Origin of the sequence: Bradyrhizobium sp. th-b2, assembly GCF_000426785.1 — a bacterium.
Taxonomy (GTDB): Bacteria; Pseudomonadota; Alphaproteobacteria; order Rhizobiales; family Xanthobacteraceae; genus Bradyrhizobium; species Bradyrhizobium septentrionale.
On sequence record NZ_AUGA01000004.1, the window covers coordinates 33,115 to 49,778 of the forward strand.

Annotated in this window: 15 protein-coding genes; 3 read left to right on the forward strand and 12 right to left on the reverse strand. The window is 62.2% G+C overall.

What is annotated here, in order from left to right; genetic code table 11:
- Positions 1-14 precede the first annotated feature (14 nt).
- The 8 genes from K359_RS0107505 to K359_RS0107540 all read right to left on the reverse strand — a co-directional run bounded on the left by K359_RS0107505 (position 15) and on the right by K359_RS0107540 (position 9,889).
- Positions 15-1,325: an ABC transporter substrate-binding protein gene (locus K359_RS0107505; RefSeq protein ID WP_029078785.1), complete on the reverse strand. Its 1,311-nt coding sequence runs from the start codon at positions 1,323-1,325 to the stop codon at positions 15-17.
- Positions 1,326-1,552: 227 nt separating this feature from the next.
- Positions 1,553-2,347 carry a dienelactone hydrolase family protein gene (locus K359_RS0107510; RefSeq protein ID WP_029078786.1) on the reverse strand — a complete coding sequence of 265 codons (795 nt, stop codon included), beginning with the start codon at positions 2,345-2,347 and terminating at the stop codon, positions 1,553-1,555.
- A gap of 81 nt (positions 2,348-2,428) precedes the next feature.
- Positions 2,429-3,187: a substrate-binding domain-containing protein gene (locus K359_RS0107515; RefSeq protein WP_029078787.1), complete on the reverse strand. Its 759-nt coding sequence runs from the start codon at positions 3,185-3,187 to the stop codon at positions 2,429-2,431.
- A 139-nt stretch (positions 3,188-3,326) separates the two neighbouring features.
- On the reverse strand, positions 3,327-6,437 hold the full coding sequence (locus K359_RS0107520; protein WP_029078788.1) for a multidrug efflux RND transporter permease subunit: 3,111 nt from the start codon (positions 6,435-6,437) through the stop codon (positions 3,327-3,329).
- A complete protein-coding gene (locus K359_RS51405) occupies positions 6,434-7,630 on the reverse strand; it encodes an efflux RND transporter periplasmic adaptor subunit (protein ID WP_063618915.1) in 1,197 nt (398 codons plus the stop codon). The genes K359_RS0107520 and K359_RS51405 overlap by 4 nt, the downstream gene beginning before the upstream one ends.
- Before the next feature lie 365 nt (positions 7,631-7,995).
- Entirely contained in the window at positions 7,996-8,451 is a 456-nt protein-coding gene (locus tag K359_RS0107530; RefSeq protein WP_029078789.1) for a hypothetical protein, read from the reverse strand.
- Between the two features lie 210 nt (positions 8,452-8,661).
- Complete coding sequence (locus tag K359_RS0107535; RefSeq protein WP_029078790.1) at positions 8,662-9,579, reverse strand: SDR family NAD(P)-dependent oxidoreductase; 918 nt, start codon at positions 9,577-9,579, stop codon at positions 8,662-8,664.
- Positions 9,580-9,652: 73 nt separating this feature from the next.
- Complete coding sequence (locus K359_RS0107540) at positions 9,653-9,889, reverse strand: DUF2798 domain-containing protein (protein WP_084518317.1); 237 nt, start codon at positions 9,887-9,889, stop codon at positions 9,653-9,655.
- Positions 9,890-9,961: 72 nt separating this feature from the next.
- Here K359_RS0107540 and K359_RS57155 point away from each other — a divergent pair, with 72 nt between their 5' ends.
- Complete coding sequence (locus K359_RS57155) at positions 9,962-10,513, forward strand: TetR family transcriptional regulator (protein ID WP_029078792.1); 552 nt, start codon at positions 9,962-9,964, stop codon at positions 10,511-10,513.
- Positions 10,514-10,740: 227 nt separating this feature from the next.
- On the opposite strand, the gene K359_RS0107550 is transcribed toward K359_RS57155, so the two are convergent.
- The 4 genes from K359_RS0107550 to K359_RS0107565 form a co-directional block, all read right to left on the reverse strand.
- A complete protein-coding gene (locus K359_RS0107550) occupies positions 10,741-11,091 on the reverse strand; it encodes a potassium channel family protein (protein ID WP_029078793.1) in 351 nt (116 codons plus the stop codon).
- A gap of 133 nt (positions 11,092-11,224) precedes the next feature.
- Positions 11,225-12,418, reverse strand: a complete 1,194-nt coding sequence (locus K359_RS0107555; protein ID WP_029078794.1) for a cupin domain-containing protein — start codon at positions 12,416-12,418, stop codon at positions 11,225-11,227.
- A 310-nt stretch (positions 12,419-12,728) separates the two neighbouring features.
- Positions 12,729-13,430 carry an NUDIX hydrolase gene (locus tag K359_RS0107560; RefSeq protein WP_029078795.1) on the reverse strand — a complete coding sequence of 234 codons (702 nt, stop codon included), beginning with the start codon at positions 13,428-13,430 and terminating at the stop codon, positions 12,729-12,731.
- Positions 13,431-13,447: 17 nt separating this feature from the next.
- Complete coding sequence (locus tag K359_RS0107565) at positions 13,448-14,473, reverse strand: ABC transporter substrate-binding protein (RefSeq protein ID WP_029078796.1); 1,026 nt, start codon at positions 14,471-14,473, stop codon at positions 13,448-13,450.
- A 179-nt stretch (positions 14,474-14,652) separates the two neighbouring features.
- Here K359_RS0107565 and K359_RS0107570 point away from each other — a divergent pair, with 179 nt between their 5' ends.
- Together K359_RS0107570 and K359_RS0107575 are read left to right on the forward strand one after the other, a co-directional pair.
- On the forward strand, positions 14,653-15,102 hold the full coding sequence (locus K359_RS0107570) for a cupin domain-containing protein (protein WP_029078797.1): 450 nt from the start codon (positions 14,653-14,655) through the stop codon (positions 15,100-15,102).
- Positions 15,103-15,318: 216 nt separating this feature from the next.
- The gene (locus K359_RS0107575; RefSeq protein ID WP_029078798.1) at positions 15,319-16,644 is read left to right on the forward strand and encodes a 4Fe-4S binding protein; all 1,326 of its coding nucleotides are present in this window, start codon (positions 15,319-15,321) and stop codon (positions 16,642-16,644) included.
- The last annotated feature ends 20 nt before the right edge of the window (positions 16,645-16,664 follow it).

Sequence of the window (16,664 nt, forward strand, 5' to 3'; positions counted from 1 at the left end):
CTTTCGCGAGCGAACTATTTGTAGCTGTAGGTGGTACCGGCCGGCAGCGGCAGCTCGGTCTCACGCTGCATCTGGCTCTTCGGCCACACCACATAGGATTTGTCGTCGATATATTGCAGCACCACCGGGAACGAGCGTTCGTTCTGCCCGGCGAACTGCTCGCCCTCGCCGAAGAATTTCACGCCGTAGCCGAGCATGGTGCCGCCCTCGGGAATGTCGGTGTCGAGCGCGGCCTTGCGCAGCGCGTCCGGATCGACGCCGCCATATTTCTTGATTGCGCGCGGCAGCACGTCGTCGAAGAACACATAGGCGTTGGATGCGCCGATGCCGACATGGGCGGAGCGGATCGGTACGCCCGGCCTGAGCTTGTCGAATTCCTCGCCGACCATCTTGATGACCGGCGGGAGCTTGGGATCCATGCCCTTCTGGTTGGCGAGCCAGATCGAGATCGGGTCGGTGTTGAAGAGATAGTTGGCGTCGGCGCCGAGGCCTTCCTTCAGCTTCTCATAGACGCCATAGCCCGCGCCATGGCCGACGATGGCGCCGAATTTCAGCCCCTGCTCGCGCGCCTGACGGAATAACAGGGTGATGTCCGGATTGTAGCCGGTGTGGAAGATCACGTCGGGCTTGGCGCGCTTCAGCTTCGTGACCAGCGCCGACAGGTCGGGCGCGGTCGCCGAATAGCCCTCCTTGAGCACGATATTGAAACCGGCCTTCTTCGCGCCGGCCTCGTTGCCCTTGGCGACGTCGACGCCATAGGCGCCGTCCTCGTGGATGATCGCGACGCGGAGGTCCTTCGGCTCCTTGCCGAACTTGGACATCGAATATTGCGCGATGAAGTCGGTCGTCATCATGCCGTACTGGTTGCCGGCGGCCTGCGGACGGAACACGTATTTGTAGTTCTTGCCGTCGAACACGCCTGAGGAGATGCAGGTCGTGATCCACATGAATCTCTTCATCTGCTCGACCCGGGCCGAGACCGGCACGCATTGCGCCGAGGAGAAGAAGCCCATCACCAGGTCGACCTTCTCCTGCTCGAGCAGGCGGACGGCCTCGTTGATGGCGATGTCGGGCTTGCTCTGCGCGTCGGCGTAGACCGCCTCGACCTTGTAGCCCTCGACGCCGGTCTTGACGTAGTGGTCGAGCATGATCTTGACGCCGGTATATTGCAGCTCGGAGCCGCCGCCGGCGAGCGGGCCGGTCAGATCGAAGATCACGCCGATCTTGATCTTCTTGTCCTGCGCATGCGCCGCATTGGCCACGCCGAGCGCCGCAATCGCAACAGACAGACCCGCGAGCCAGCGGGCAGCCCTCCTGACCGGCATGAATCCCTCCCCAGAGATTGTGCACTGCATTTTTTGTTGTCGTGCCGCCCTATCACAGGGGGAGCGGCCGATGATGTCAAGCGCGATGGCTGCGTCCGCACGGCGCAGGCCTGCGTAAACTTTCGGCGGAGCATCGCGGACGCGCGGCGCCGGCGCGGGTGCTCATCCTACCCGCGGCCGCTTTGCCCTCAAATCAAAAAAGGCCACCCTGTGGGTGGCCTTCTGGTTCACTTTTGCAGGCTTGCGGCGAACAGCTTGGCGGCTTCGGCCTTCGATTCCTGATCGGCCTTGGCATCGTATCTGAGCGGCAAATTGAACTTCTTGCCGAGCTCGGTGGCTTCCGGGTTGGTGAACGCGTGCACGGCGCCGGGATACTCGATGATGCGGTAATCGGCCTTCGCTGCGTCGAAATCCTTCTTCAGAGCATCGTACTGCTCAAGCTTCACGAACGGGTCGTCGGCGCCGTTCAGAATCAGGATTTTCGCCTTGACGGCTCCCGGCGCCGGCGCGGGCGTGTTGAGACCAAGTGTAGCGTGAAAGCCCGCAACGGCGGCGAGATCGGCACCGGCACGCGCCATGTTCAGCACCACCGCGCCGCCGAAGCAGTAACCGACGGCGCCGATCCGCTGCGGATTGACCGAGGCCTGCTTGGCGAGCTGCTCGCGCGCGGCGTTGAACCGCTGCTCCATCACCTTCGGGTTCTTCATCACCGAGCCAGAGAGCGCGCCGGCGTCCTTCGGGTTGTCGGCGGTCTTGGCGTCGCCGTACATGTCCGCGATGAAGGCCGTGTAGCCCTGCTCCGCGAACTTCCGCGCCTCAGTATGGATATGCGGGGTGATGCCCCACCATTCGTGCACCATGACGATGCCGGGCCGCTTGGCCTGGGTGGCGTCGTCATAGACGACAAAGCCCTTCATCGTGGTCTCGCCGTCCGTGTAGGTGACCGGCTCTTCCTTCACGGCAGCGTGTGCGCTCGCGACCATTGCGATGGCGCAAAGTGCTCCCATTATGCTTGTTCGCATGTTTGACCTCCTGCGGGTTTGGCACAACACTACATTGGCATGCCAACGATTCCTGCGCTAGGCTTTGAACAGCGGTGCTCGCTAGGGCCGCTCCATGCCGGCCCGCTTGATTGCCGCGAGTAAAATTTCGGTGTCCGAGGACAGAAAATCGATCAGGCGCCTGGCTGCTTCCGGCGCCTTGGAGTCGCTGACCACAGCGGCTGTGAAGGTTTGGACAAGCTGGAGATCTGGCGGCAGCAGACCAACCAGTTCAATGCCGTGCTCTTGAACCAGTTCGCTGGTCGGGCCGATCGAGAGATTTGCCTTGCCTGCCCTGAGCGCTTCGGCCGCCTCAGTGCCACGCGCCTCGAGGGTGAGCCTGACCGAGTCCGGCATGTTCAGCTTTGGGAAAACCTTGTCGCGGAAATACTGTCCGCTCGTGCTGCTTGGCGCCACGATTTGGCCCGCGTCGATCAAGGCTTTCCTGAGCGCGATAGCATTGCCGATATCCGGCTTCGGCGAGCCTGCCCGAACCGCGGCGGCCAGAGGCGCCGTCGCCAATCCGGCTTCGGATCTCGCACGAATCCGTCCGTCTTCGTTGAGCTTTCGAAGTCCCTCTCGCGACAGGATCACCACGTCCGCTTTGATGCCGTTGGCAAGCTGATGCCTGATCGTTTTCGGACCGATGCCCTCCGACGCGCCAGATCCGGTTTCCACCCTGATGCCGGTGCTTCGCTCGAATTCAGGCAGGACTTCCCGGTAGACCGCGGCGAAACCGCCCGAAATGATGACCTTGATCGTTGCGGGGGTGTCGGAGATTGCCGGCGCCGATGCCGCGGCAGCGGTGGGTTGCTCGATCATTGCATCTTCCTTGCTTACTGAGGTGAAACTAGCATTACCGGACTAGCCGACAAGCCAGTTGGTTCAGCCAGTTGGTTCTCACGGCGACTGGCTCCAACCGATCCCGGTTTGGCACGGTTACCAGACGCGCCAAGCATTTTCACTCAGCCGCGATCGCCGCTTCGACCGGGCGCGGAGCGACCGTGCGGGCTCGGCGGCGGCTGAAGCGGTGCAGCGCGAGGTAGACCACCGGCGTCGTGTAGAGCGTGAGGAATTGCGACACCAGCAGGCCGCCGACGATCGCATATCCGAGCGGCTGGCGGATCTCCGCGCCGGTCCCGTGCCCGAGCGCAAGCGGCAGGGCGCCGAGCAGCGCCGCGAACGTCGTCATCATGATCGGGCGGAAGCGCTTTAACGCCGCCTGGAAGATCGCCTCCTCCGGATCCATAGCCTCGGTCTGCTCGGCATGAATTGCAAAATCGATCATCATGATGGCGTTCTTCTTGACGATGCCGATCAACAGGATGATGCCGATCAGCGCGATGACGCTGAGCTCGAGGTTGAACGCCATCAGGACGAGAAGCGCGCCGACGCCAGCCGAAGGGATCGTCGAAAGGATCGTGATTGGATGGATCAGGCTCTCATAGAGCGCACCCAAGATGATATAAACCGCGATCAGCGCCGCGAGGATCAGGAGAGGCTGGGTCTTGAGCGAGTCCTGAAAGGCCTGGGCATTGCCCTGGAAGGTGGTGATCAGGGTGGCCGGGACGTTGAGGTCGTGCTTTGCCTTCTCGATCGCCTCGACGGCCTGTCCGAGTGCTGTGCCCGCAGCCAGGTTGAACGACAGCGTGATCGCGGGGAACTGGCTCTGATGGCTGACCGATAGCGACCGCACCGTGCGCTTTTGTTCGACCAGCGCGCTCAGCGGCACCTGCCGCCCGCTGCTGGACGGCACGTAGATCAGATCGAGCGCGCCAGGATCGAGCTGGAATTGCGGATCGACCTCCAGGATCACCCAATAGCTGTTTTGCTGCGTGAAGAATTGCGCGACCTTGCGCTGTCCGAACGCATCGTAGAGCGTGTCGTCGATCGCCTGCGTGGCAACGCCGAGCCGTGATGCCGTATCTCGATTGATCTCGAGCCGCAGGGTCGGACCGGCGATCTGCTGGTCGGTCGCGACGTCGCGCAGCAACGAAATTCCCTGCAAGGTGCGAAGCAGGATCGGCGCCCAGTGATCGAGCTCGTCGAGATCGCTGTCCTGGAGCGTGAGTTGATACTGCGTGCGGCTCGCGCGCCCGCCGACATTGATGTCCTGCGACGCCTGCATGAACAGCGCAACACCCTGCACGGCGGCAAGCTTCGGCCGCAGCCGGTCGATGATCTGGCTCGCGCTGGCATCGCGCTGGTTGCGCGGCTTGAGATTGATGAACATGCGGCCGTTATTCATGGTCTGGTTGACGCCGCCGACGCCGACCGCGGACATCACGCCGTCGATACCGGGATCAGCCATTAGAATACGCTCCAGCTGCGACTGCCGCTCCAGCATGGCTGGATAGGAAACGTCCTGCGAGGATTCCGATACGGCGACGATGAATCCGGTGTCCTGCTGCGGAAAGAAGCCCTTCGGAATCAGGACATAGAGATAGCCGGTCAGGATGATGGTCGCGATGGTCGCAGTCAGCGTGAGCCGCCGGTGACGCAGCACCCAGCGCAGGCCGGATTCGTAAACCGCGAGCATGCCATCGAAGAACTTCTCGCTGAAAGCGTAAAGCCGGCCGTGCCGCTTGCCCTTTTCGTCCTGTAACAGTTGCGCACACATCATCGGCGTCAGCGTCAGCGAGATGACGGTCGACACCAGGATCGCCACGCTCACCGTGACGGCAAATTCGCGGAACAGCCGCCCGATGATGCCGCCCATCAGCAATACCGGAATGAACACCGCGATCAGCGACAGGCTCATCGAGATGATGGTGAAGCCGATTTCGCGCGAACCCTTCAGCGCCGCCGCAAGCGGTGAGTAGCCCTGTTCCAGGTAGCGCGCCACATTCTCAACCATCACGATCGCGTCGTCGACGACGAATCCTGTCGCGATCGTCAACGCCATCAGTGAAAGGTTGTCGAGGCTGTAGCCGAGGACATACATCACCGCGAATGTGCCGACCAGCGACAGCGGAACGGTGATGCCGGGGATCAGGGTGGCCCAGGCGTTGCGCAGGAATAGAAAGATCACCATCACCACCAGCGCGATGGTCAGCATCAGCGTGAACTGAACCTCCTCGACCGAGGCGCGGATGGTCTGGGTGCGGTCGGTAACGATATGGACGTCGACGGCCGACGGGAGCGAAGCCTTCAGTCGCGGCAACGCCGCCTTGATGTGCTGGACGGTGTCGATGACGTTGGCGCCGGGTTGCCGCTGAATGATGAGAATGGCCGACGGTTGTCCATTAAAGGTGCCGGACCCGCGAATATTTTCGGCGCCATCCACCACGGTGCTGACGTCGCCGAGCCGGACTGGCGAGCCGTTGCGCCAGGCTACGATGACCGGCCGGTAGCCCGCAGCATTGAACAACTGATCGTTGTTCTCAAGCGTAAAGCCTTGGCGCTGGCCGTTCAGCGTGCCCTTGGGCGCGTTGAGCGTGGCGGTCGCGATCGCCGACCGCAGATCCTCGAGGCTCAGGCCGCGGCCAGCGAGTTCGAGCGGGTTGGCTTCGACGCGCACGGCGGGCTTTTGTGCGCCGGCGATCAGCACGGCAGCGACCCCGTCGACCTGAGAAAGTTGCTGCGCGAAGATGTTGTCGGCAAGGTCGCTGACCGTCGTCATCGGCAGCGTGTCCGAGGTCATCGCCAGTACCATCACCGGCGGGTCCGACGGATTGGTCTTCCGATAGGTCGGCGGTGACGGCAAATTCTTCGGCAACTGCCCGCCGGCGGCGTTGATCGCGGCCTGCACGTCCTGCCCGGCGGCGTCGATGTTGCGGGCAAGGTCGAACTGGATCGAGATCACCGATATTCCAATGCCGCTCACGGAGGTGAGCTGGGCTACGCCCGACATCTGCGCCAGCTGCCGCTCCAGCGGGCTTGCCACCGAGGAGGCCATCGTCTCCGGGCTCGTGCCCGGCAACTGGGCCGTCACTTGAATGGTGGGAAAGTCGACCTGCGGCAGTGGCGCGACCGGCAACAGCAAATAGGCGACGAGGCCGACCATTGCGAGACCCGACATCGCCAGCGCAGTTGCGATCGGACGTCGGATAAAGGGTTCGGAAATATTCATCGCGCGCCGCCTTGTTCCCGACCTTGGGCCGTGGACGCGGCGCGTTCCCGCGCGGGAGCTACCGGCGCGGCCGCGGTCACGACGCGTGCGCCGGGCCGGAGCTTGTAGTGGCCGTCGACGACGACGGTTTCATGGGCAGCGAGGCCGCTCTCGATCAGCGCCTCGCCGTTGCTGCTGGCGGCGATCCGCACGGGGTGGTTCTCGACCGTGGAATCCGGCCGGACGACGAAGGCGTAGCTGCCGTTAGGTCCCGATTGCAGCGCGGATTCCGGCACGACCGGCCCGCGGCGGACGCCGAGCAGCAGGCGGGCGCTGACGAATTGGCCGGGCCAAAGCCGCCCGTCGAGATTTTGAAAGATCGCCTTGAGCCGGATCGAGCCGGTGCCTTGATCAATCTGGTTGTCGATCAGTTCGAGACGGCCTTCGGCAAGCTTGATGCGGTCGTCCTGATCATAGGCCGATACGACAAGCGCGCCGCCCCGCATCGCATTGACGATCTCCGGGAGATATTTCTGCGGCAAGGTGAAGATCACGCCGATCGGCGCCACTTGTGTGACGACGACAAGTCCGCCCGGATCGGAGGCATGGACAATGTTGCCCTGATCGATCAGGCGGATGCCGGTGCGGCCGGCGAGCGGCGAGACGATCGTTGTATACCCCAGCTGCAGGCGCGCATTGTCAATCACCGCCTGATCATGCGCGATCGCAGCTTGATACTGTGCGACCAGCGCCTCCTGGGTATCGACGCTCTGGCGGGTGGCGAACTCCTTGACCACGAGCTTGCTGTAACGCTCCAGATCACGCCTGGCATTGGCGAGCAGCGCTTCGTCGCGCGCCTTATCGGCCTCGGCTTGATGCAGTTGCGCCTCATAAGGGCGCGGATCGATCTGCGCTATCAGGTCGCCGACCTGTACATCCTGGCCTTCACGAAAGGCGATCCTTTGCACCTCGCCATCGACGCGCACTTTCACGGTCACGGTGTTGTAGGCCTGGACCGTGCCTAGTCCCACGCGCGAAATCGCGAACTCCTGATCCTTCACCACACCGGTCGTCACCGGCACGGGCCGGGCAAGCGCGGGATTCGCGGCTGGCTTCATGGCGCTGGACGGAATGCCTTCGCGCCACAGATAAGTGCCTGACACCGCAAGCGCGGCTGCAGACAGGCCCGCAATCCATAATCTAGGAACGTTCATCGTGTTGTCCTGTCATGGAAGGGGCTGACTTGCTCATCCCTCCGCTGGCGCTTCCTTGGGAACCGGATTATTATTTATACGACGTATAACTTATACGGCGTAAAAGCAAGGCTGATGCCGCAAAACGCCGATCAGGGGGCTTGGCTCACAGGATCTTGAAGGCCGCCGACACCCTGTGGCAGTCGGACGGCGAGGAGGCGATGACGACCCGTGGCGTTAGCGGGGGTTCGGCACCGAGTTGAAGCCGAGCAAAAGACTCGGCTCGGACCAAAATCACGCGCAAGAATTTACTGCCTCAGGACCGAGAGCTCGGCTACGCCTTGCACCAGACCGCATACAGAGTCTGGCCGCTCGGGGTTTCGGGACTAGTCCACTGAGAAAAGAAAAGGACTGACTGAAACGAGCGGCGTTCCGTCGGCCGTTTGCTTCACTCTGAACTCTATTTCTTTTTCAGCGCTCGTGTCCAAAACGCTGACAGACAGTATCGCAATGCACGTGACTTCTCGCGTTGCCTTGTCCCTTGACTTCACGAGTATCGTGCGATCCAGGCTGTAGACAGCGCTTTTCTTTGCACCGTCCAAAATCGTCGATTTTTCAGCTTCCGATTTCGCAGCATTCATCATTGCGTCAAGCGAACTCGAGTATTTGAGAGTAAAAGTCACCAGCTTGTTATTTTGATCGTCCGAAAATACCTTGAGTACCGAACTCCGGGCATCCAAAGAACGACACTCCTGCTCCGCCAACTGATCCGCCGCTTCTCCACAGCCGCTCAACAAGAGCAGCAGAACGAAGCGTGTCAGAAGCGCCTGCCCTTCCCTCATAGGTCTCATTGGACTGCCCGCGTCGGATTGCCCCGATACGCCTTGCGCCAGACCGACGACAGAGCATGACCGCGGGCAGATTATTGCGCTGGAATTTCGGTCGGCCGAGCCATCGCACGGCCTCGATCCAAAGCGGACCATCCGGGCGCCCCAACGGTCGGATTCCGCTTGCGGTATGTGGTGGACGCCGCATCAAAGCGCCGGTCCACGCTACTTGAATTCGGCGGCATGGAGCTTCACGAAATCGTGCATGTTCACCGGTGCTTCTCCGGTGAGCTGGTACATGGTGTCCGTCATGCGGTCGTAACGCCCCTGCCGGTTCAACTCGGTCATGGCCGAGAGATGGCTGACGACGTGCTCAGGAAACCCTGCCCGCCGAAGGCCTTCGCTCCACGCCGCGAGCGGGACGTCGCGATATCGGATGGGCCTGCCGAGCGCCTCGGAGAACGCACGCGCATGGTGGTTCAGATCGGCGGATTCCGGCCCCGTCAGATCGTAGATTCGTCCGATATGCGGTGCGGGATCGTCGAGGATCGCCGCGACCGCGCGCGCCACATCGACCGCCGAGATCGGCGAGGTCTTGCCATCGCCCATCGGAAGCGCCAACTCGTCGGAGGCCCGCACGCCGGCGGCGGCGAGCATCAGAAAGAAGCCCTCGAGGAAGACTGTCGGCCGCACCGTCACGACCGGCAGTCCCGACCAGGCCAGAGCCTGCTCCGCCAGCCAGTGCAGCCTGTGCTGCGGGCTGTCGGTGGTCTCGTTGATGCTCATCTGCGAGACCGTCATCTGCGACATGTTCACGACGGCCTCGACGCCGTGGTGGCGCGCCACCGCGGCAGTGTTGATCGTGGCTTCCAGGTAGGCCGCCGAGACAGACATTCCGAAATAGATACGCCGGCAACCTTCGATGGCGCGGTGCATCGAGGCGAGGTCCGTCAGGTCGCCCTTGACGACCTCTGCGCCGAGCCGCCGCAAGCCTTCGGCGCGCGCGTCCTCGCGCCGAACCAAGGCGCGCACCTTGTGACCACTCTTGAGCAGGAATTCGGTGAGGTTGCGGCCGATGCCGCCCACAGCGCCGGCCGCTCCGGTCACGAGAATCGGCTTGTCGTGCATATGTTTCGTCGTCATGTTGCTGACCCCGGGGTTACGTTCAAAGGACGAAGTGGCTCAGAGACGGTGCTCGTTGTGCGGCGACCCGGCCTCAGCGCGTCGGCAATCCGGCCTGCCGCATGACGAAGCGCTGGATCCGCGGGATGACGATGATCAACATCGGGACGATCACGACGTAGCTCGTTGCCGCGGCCTTCAGCCAGCGCATGGCAAAATCGGGCTGGAACCCGTAGTTCAGGGCGAGACCGATGAACGACATGCTGGTCGACGTGATCAGGCCGGTGATCAAGGAGATCGAGGGTCCAATCAGTTTCGGGGAAAGGGCCATTTGCTTGCTCCTGGGTATGGTTTTATTATTTAGACGACGTATAACTTTTACATTGTAGAAGCAAGAGGGCCTATGCCGAGAACTGCCGATCCGGAGCTGCCTCACAGGATCTTGAAGGCCGCCGACACGCTGTGGCAGTCGGGCGGCGAGGAGGCCGTGACGATCCGCGGTGTGGCAGCGGAAGCAGCCACCACGACGCCGACGGTTTATAGCTACTACGCCGACCGGGAGGCGTTGCTGACGGCATTGCGCACGCTGGCCTTTCAGCGCTTCTCGGCCTACCTCGCAAAATCCCGCGACTTTCAGGACACCTGCGTACGACATCTCGAGTTCGGCAGCACCCACCCCCGCGATTATGAATTGCTCTACGGGCGCGGATGGATGGAACGCGTCACAACGGGTGCGCAGGCCGGCGAGATCGAACGATACACCACCCATATCGTGCGCGCCGGTGTCGATGAAAGCAGGGCCGCGCACATCGCCTATCCGATCATGATGATGCTGCACGGCGTGGTGATGCATCGGCTGTTGAACAAGAAGCCGGGTCCCCTCGGCCGGACGATTGCCGCAGCCTGCCTCGACGCCTGCATGACGCTGCTCGAAAGCGCGCGGCAGGGGAAATAGCAGATTGCGATTTAGAACCGCGGAGACGATTGGCCCGATGCGCTGAAAGCCAGCTTCCGAACACGGCCGCAATGGGGTCAAACGCGGAAGTCGGAGCGCGCAACCGTGACGTCCGCTTCACCCCCGACGCCGGACTTTCGATAGCAAGCGCTACGCTTCCGAAAAGGGCCACGAGCCGACTCATCCAATGCAGCAAACAGCACTCTTACTTGATCACCTCATCGATATTAAGATCGCTCGCCTCCGTTCCCGGCATTGGTGAGCGCTGAGTGCATGGCGTAGACCGCAATTGCCGCTATGAGAGCCGTGACAAAGAGCCCGAAAAAGCCAAATCCTATCGCAAGTGCGCGCGTCAACGTCTGCCTCGGGACGAGATCACCGTAACCAATTGTAAGGCCGTTAATGAAAGTAAAATAGACTGCATCCCCGAGAGACCAGCCCTCAACAAAACCGGTCAGCAAGCCCAGGGCAAGCTGAATCGCCAGAATTGCCGACAACACCGGCCACGTCACGTGAATGGCATGACCAAGCGCCAAGAAAAAACGCCGCTGCAACGTTTTCGGTGTTGGTCGGTTCATGTCGGGGCGATCTCCGTAAATGCCGCGCTGCAGAAGTGGCGCAGCTCATCAACGGATCGATACAAAAATTTAGTTCGGGCGCTTCGCGGTTAGAAGCTCCGTGTCCCGATTGCTGGCTGTGGACCCTCACCCACTACCGCCCATCTGATCGCGCCGATTTGTCAGGGCCGCTGGCGCTCGCGAGAAACACGTCGTGCTTGGGAAACTTCTCGAATAATTCCGGCGGTTGCGCGAAATTGACGGCGAGCACGTCAGCGGGGTTGCCGGCAATCCACTGCGACAGATTGATCGTCTCGTAAGTGCCGGCGTTGAACCCGATCAGGATGCGCGCAGGCGTATTGCCAATATTTTCGATCGAGTGCCCGTAGCCCTGCGGAATGTAGCCAACGTCGCCTTTCTCCAGCGTCTCGACGCGGAACCGTCCGTGGGATCCGAAAAGGGTGACGGACACCTGCCCGTCGATGACGTATTGCCACTCGTCCGCGTTAGGGTGCCAGTGCAGCTCGCGTAACGCGCCAGGATCGAGATCGAGGATGACGCCGGTCACGGTCGTCGAGATCGGGAACCGACTGGCATCGACGCGCCACTCCCGGCCGCCCTTGTAGACCCCGTGCGGTTCCTGGGCGAGCAAACGGTATTTGTGCGTCTGCGGCGGCAGATTTACGCCTTGCAACGGGGCGGCCGGCTGTGCCGGAGCGATTGCTCCGCGGGCAAAATAGACCTCCGTCTTCGGAAACGAGTCGAACGTCGCCGCGGGCACGCCGAAGTTCTTGGCCAGAAGAGTCTTCGGCGCGTGGCCGATCCAGTCCGTGATGCTGAAGGTGCCGAACTCAGAAAAGTACCCGTTGTCGAAAATGAGAATAAAGTGGCAGGCCTGGCTACCGAGACACTGCAGCATGTGGCCGTGCCCGCGGGGAAAGTACCAGATATCGCCAGGCTCGAATTCGTTGGTCTCCGCCCGGCCCTGCGGATCGATGACCGTGGTGCGAACGCCGCCCTCGATGACGAATGCCCATTCGGCTGCTGTGGCGTGCCAATGAAGCTCGCGCATCGCGCCAGGTTCGAGCCGCATGGAGACCCCAGCGATGCCTTTGGAAATCGGCAGCTGCTTGACCGTCGCCTCCTTGCCGTAACTTTCGCCGATAACTTTTCCCTCGGATTTCTCCAGGGCGAACTTGAAGGTCGGCAGGTCATCGGCCGCGAGAAGCGGATCGGGGACGTTGTTCATGAAGCTCGGATCGCCGGCCAGCGCTGGCTTTGCTGCGGCCACAGCTGCCGCAGCAAGCGCTGAGCCGATAAGAACGTCACGCCGCTGCACGTTTGACATGATGATATCTCCATGATGGCGTTGATCGTGATGTACCGAAACCACGCGCCCGCTCGGGCCATTCATTGCGGCAGGTTGCCCCGACACCTGATGTCGCACTGCCGAGCGACCGCGGTAAGTTGCTGGAAATATTTAGACCGCTCGCGGGCCGGCGCCCCGAATGCCTTGCCTCCTTTTGATGCAATGTTACAACTGGTCAAAACCACCGTACAGGGGTGCTAGTGTCAGCGTCGGGTCAAAAGCCGTCAATGACGGACGATCCAGGCAACGACCGCTTCACCCTCGGAAGCGGAGCTTTACGCGTACGTGCCTACGCCGGAAGCTGCGTTTCGATGAACGCGGTGACGAAGCGCGGCATTGCGGCGGTGAGATCGGCGCGGCTGCGCACCAGATGGATGCCGGCAAGCTCGGGGTGCTCCTGCCGCGCGAGGTTGGTCTCGATCCGCTCACGCAGCGCGTCCGCTGGCATGTCGACGCGCAGGATCTGCATCATCGCCAGCGCAACGCCGGTGTAGATGCAGTGCCAGTCGGCATCGGCTTGGCAATCCGCTGCGGTGAGGCCGGTCTCCTCCTCGAGCTCCCGCATCACGCTGCCGGCGATGTCGACCGTCTCGCCCCTGATATCGTCGAGATCGGGCGTGCCGGAGGGAAAATAGATCCGGCCGGCATTCGCGGTGTGCTTGCCCATCACCCCACACACAAAGGCGCCATCGTTCGTAAGCAGTGCGCCCATGCCAAAACCGTTGAAGATCTCCTTGTCCGGAAAGCCCCAGTCGCGCCAGGCCAGGAAGCTCGCGAAATCAGTCTCGAAATAGCTCGCGCTGAGTCGCTCGGCGGCAAACACCGGATCGCGCCCGAGCAGGACGCGGCCGTTCCACAATTTCGGGTTCAGCCGCTGCTGCTCGGCGAAATGCGCGTCGATCTCGGCGCGCCGTTGGTCCGCGAAGGGCCAGGGACGCCGCTGCAATGCGAGGTCGAGCGCGGTGACGCGACAGATGAGTGGAGACTGCATGTCACTCGCCAAGTAGTTTACTTCGCGCTTCCGGTCGTCTTCTTGGCCTGCTCGACGTATTTGTTGGTGTAGGTCTTGGTGACGTCGATGCCGGCCTTCGCGACCTCGGGCGAGCCCTCGCTGAACACGGCGAGCACGGCTTCCGCACCCTTGGGGTCCATCTTGCCGGTTTCCGAATACATCGGGATCGTGTTCTTCAGCGCGGCCAGATATTGCTCCTTGTTCTTGCCAACGAGCTCCTCCGGCATCTTGGCCATGATGTCCTCGGCGGAATGCGAATGGATCCAGGCCAGCGTCGCCATGATCGCATCGGTCAGCGCCTGCACCTCCTTCTCGTGGCCGTTGACCCAGGCGGTGGTCGAATAGAGCGCGCCGCCGGGATATTCGCCGCCGAACACCGCCAGCGTGTCGTGCTGGGTGCGGGTGTCGCTGAGGATCTTGAGGTCGGCGTGGCTGCCTTGCAGCACGGTGACGGAGGGATCGAGCATCACGGCGGCATCGATCTGGCCCTGCTCCATCGCGGCCACTGCAGTCGCGCCGAGGCCGACGCCGATCACGGCGGTACCCGCTGGATCGAGGCCGTTCTTCTTCAGCAGATATTTCAGGAAGAAGTCGGTCGAGGAGCCCGGCGCGCTGACGCCGACCTTCTTGCCGGCGAGATCCTTGATCGAACTGATCTCGCCGGTGTGCTTCGGCGAGACCACCAGCACGAGGCCGGGATAGCGGTCATAGACCACGAACGCCTGCATCTCCTGCTTCTTGGCGGCGATATTGACGCAATGGTCGAAATAGCCGGAGACGACATCGGCGCTGCCGCCGAGCACGGCCCTCAGCGCATCCGAACCGCCCTTGAGGTCGACCAGCTCGACTGCAAGGCCGGCCTTGTCATATTCGCCAAGCTGCTTGGCCAGCACGGTGGGCAGATAGCACAGGCAGGCGCCGCCCCCGACCGCGATGGTGATCTTGCTTTGCGCCGCGGCAAGGCCCGTGGACAGGGTCAGCGCCAGCAGCGTTCCGGCAAGCTTGCCAAGCAGTTTGTTCATGACGTCCTCCGTTCGACCGGCCGGCAAGATAGAGGAGCCGGCGCGGCTTGAGAAGGCGACTTTCCGACAACTGGTCAAGCCGGCGGCGGCGGCATAGCATCGCGGATACAAGGAAACGCCGAAGAAGCACCAAGCGAAACATCAAGAATAGTTCAAGGGAAACACCAAGGGAGGTCTTCATGAATCGGATTGCAACCGCGCTGTCGATCGGCGCCGCCTTCGCCGCCGGCTGTGGCGTCACCCATGTGCTGCGGCCGGCGCTCGCTGCCGAGAGCATCACGGCGCAGGTCATCCACACCGGCGAGATGGAGGGCGACAAGCTCGGCGACGCCAACAAGGTCGGCTTCCGCTCCAAGATGTTCGTCTCGGCCGACGGCGCCACTGTCTCGATCCAGGACGGCAACGTGCCGAAGCACCTGCACCCCAACACCAACGAGATGCAATTCGTGCTCGAAGGCACCGGCACGATCTGGCTCGGCGACAAGGAAGTGACGGTGATGCCGGGCGATTTGATCGTGATCCCGAAGGGCACGCCGCATGGCGGCAACAGGCCGGACGGCCGCGCCATCAAGTCGATCGCGATCAAGACGCCGCCGCAGGCGCCGGATGATACCAAGCTGTTGGACTGACAGCAGCCCTCTTCACGTCATTGCGAGCGAAGCGAAGCAATCCATCTCTCCTTATATGCGGACCGATGGATTGCTTCGTCGCTTCGCTCCTCGCAATGACGATCGTCACGGGCCAAAAGGCCGGTTCCATCACATGACCCCCAACAGATAATTCACTTGCCTCTGGTCCGGCCGCTTAACAATATGATGATCGTCATTTTATAGAGAGCCGGAACCATGAGCCTGGACGATCACCCCACGGTCAGGGCTGTGCGCGCTCGCGGCAGCCAGCACGTCCACGACGTCCCGGTTTCTTCGGAACTCATCAAGCGGATCGCGCGGGAGTGCGGCGCCGACGATGTCGGCATCATCGAGTTCGACCGGGCGGCGATCGCGCCGCAACGCGACTTCATCCGAAAGGTCTACGGCCGGACGCGCTCGCTGCTCGCGATCGCCTGCCACATGAACCGCGAGCCGGTGCGCTCGCCTTCCCGCTCGGTCGCCAACGAGGAATTCCACAGCACCTACGATCACGTCAACGAGACCGCACGCGCGATCGTTCGCGCGCTCGACGAGCACGGCATCCCCTCCTGCAACTCGGTCGCCGCCTTCCCGATGGAGATGGACCTGCCCAGGATCATGATGGTCCAGCACAAGCCGATCGCGGTCGAAGCCGGTTTGGGACGCATGGGAATCCACCGCAGCGTCATCCATCCGAAATTCGGCAGCTTCGTCCTGCTCGGCACCATCCTGCTCGGATGCGAGGCGGATGCCTACGACCAGCCGATCGACTACAATCCCTGCCTCGAGTGCAAATTGTGCGTGGCCGCCTGCCCGGTCGGTGCCATCAAGCCGGACGGCGGCTTCGATTTCCTGTCCTGCCACACCCACAATTATCACGACTTTCTCGGCAACTTCGCGCAGTGGGTGGAGAAGGTCGCGGATGCAAAGGACGCAAGGGATTATCGCGCCCGCGTTCCCCGCACCGAGACGCTGAATGTCTGGCAATCGCTGTCGTTCAAGCCGGGCTACAAAGCGGCCTATTGCATCTCGGCCTGTCCGGCCGGTGAAAACGTGATCGGACCTTTCCTCAGCGATCGCGACGGCCATTTCGCTGACGTCGTGCAGCCGCTGATCGACAAGGATGAGTTCGTCTATGTGATCCCGGATACCGACGCCGAGGACACGGTGACGCGACGCTTTCCGCACAAGAAGGTTCAGCATGTCACGTCCGGCCGCCATACCGGCAGCATCCAGGCCTACATCTTCTCGCTGTCGCTCGGATTTCAGCGCGGCAGGGCGCGCGGCCTGGACCTCGTGACGCACCTGCGCTTCACCGGGGCAAGCGCGCTGGATATGACGGTCACGATCAAGGGCAAGGATCTTAAAGTGGTGCCGGGACGGCATGTGGGAGAGGCTGGCTTGCTGATCACCGCCGATACAAAGGCATGGCTGGGCGTGCAAAACCGCGACCTTGCGCTTGCCGATGCGATCGCCGCAGAGTTGGTGAGCCACAGCGATGAGACATTGTTTGCGGCCTATATGCGGTGCTTCCCGCTCTGAGCCGCTGCGTAGGGTGGGTT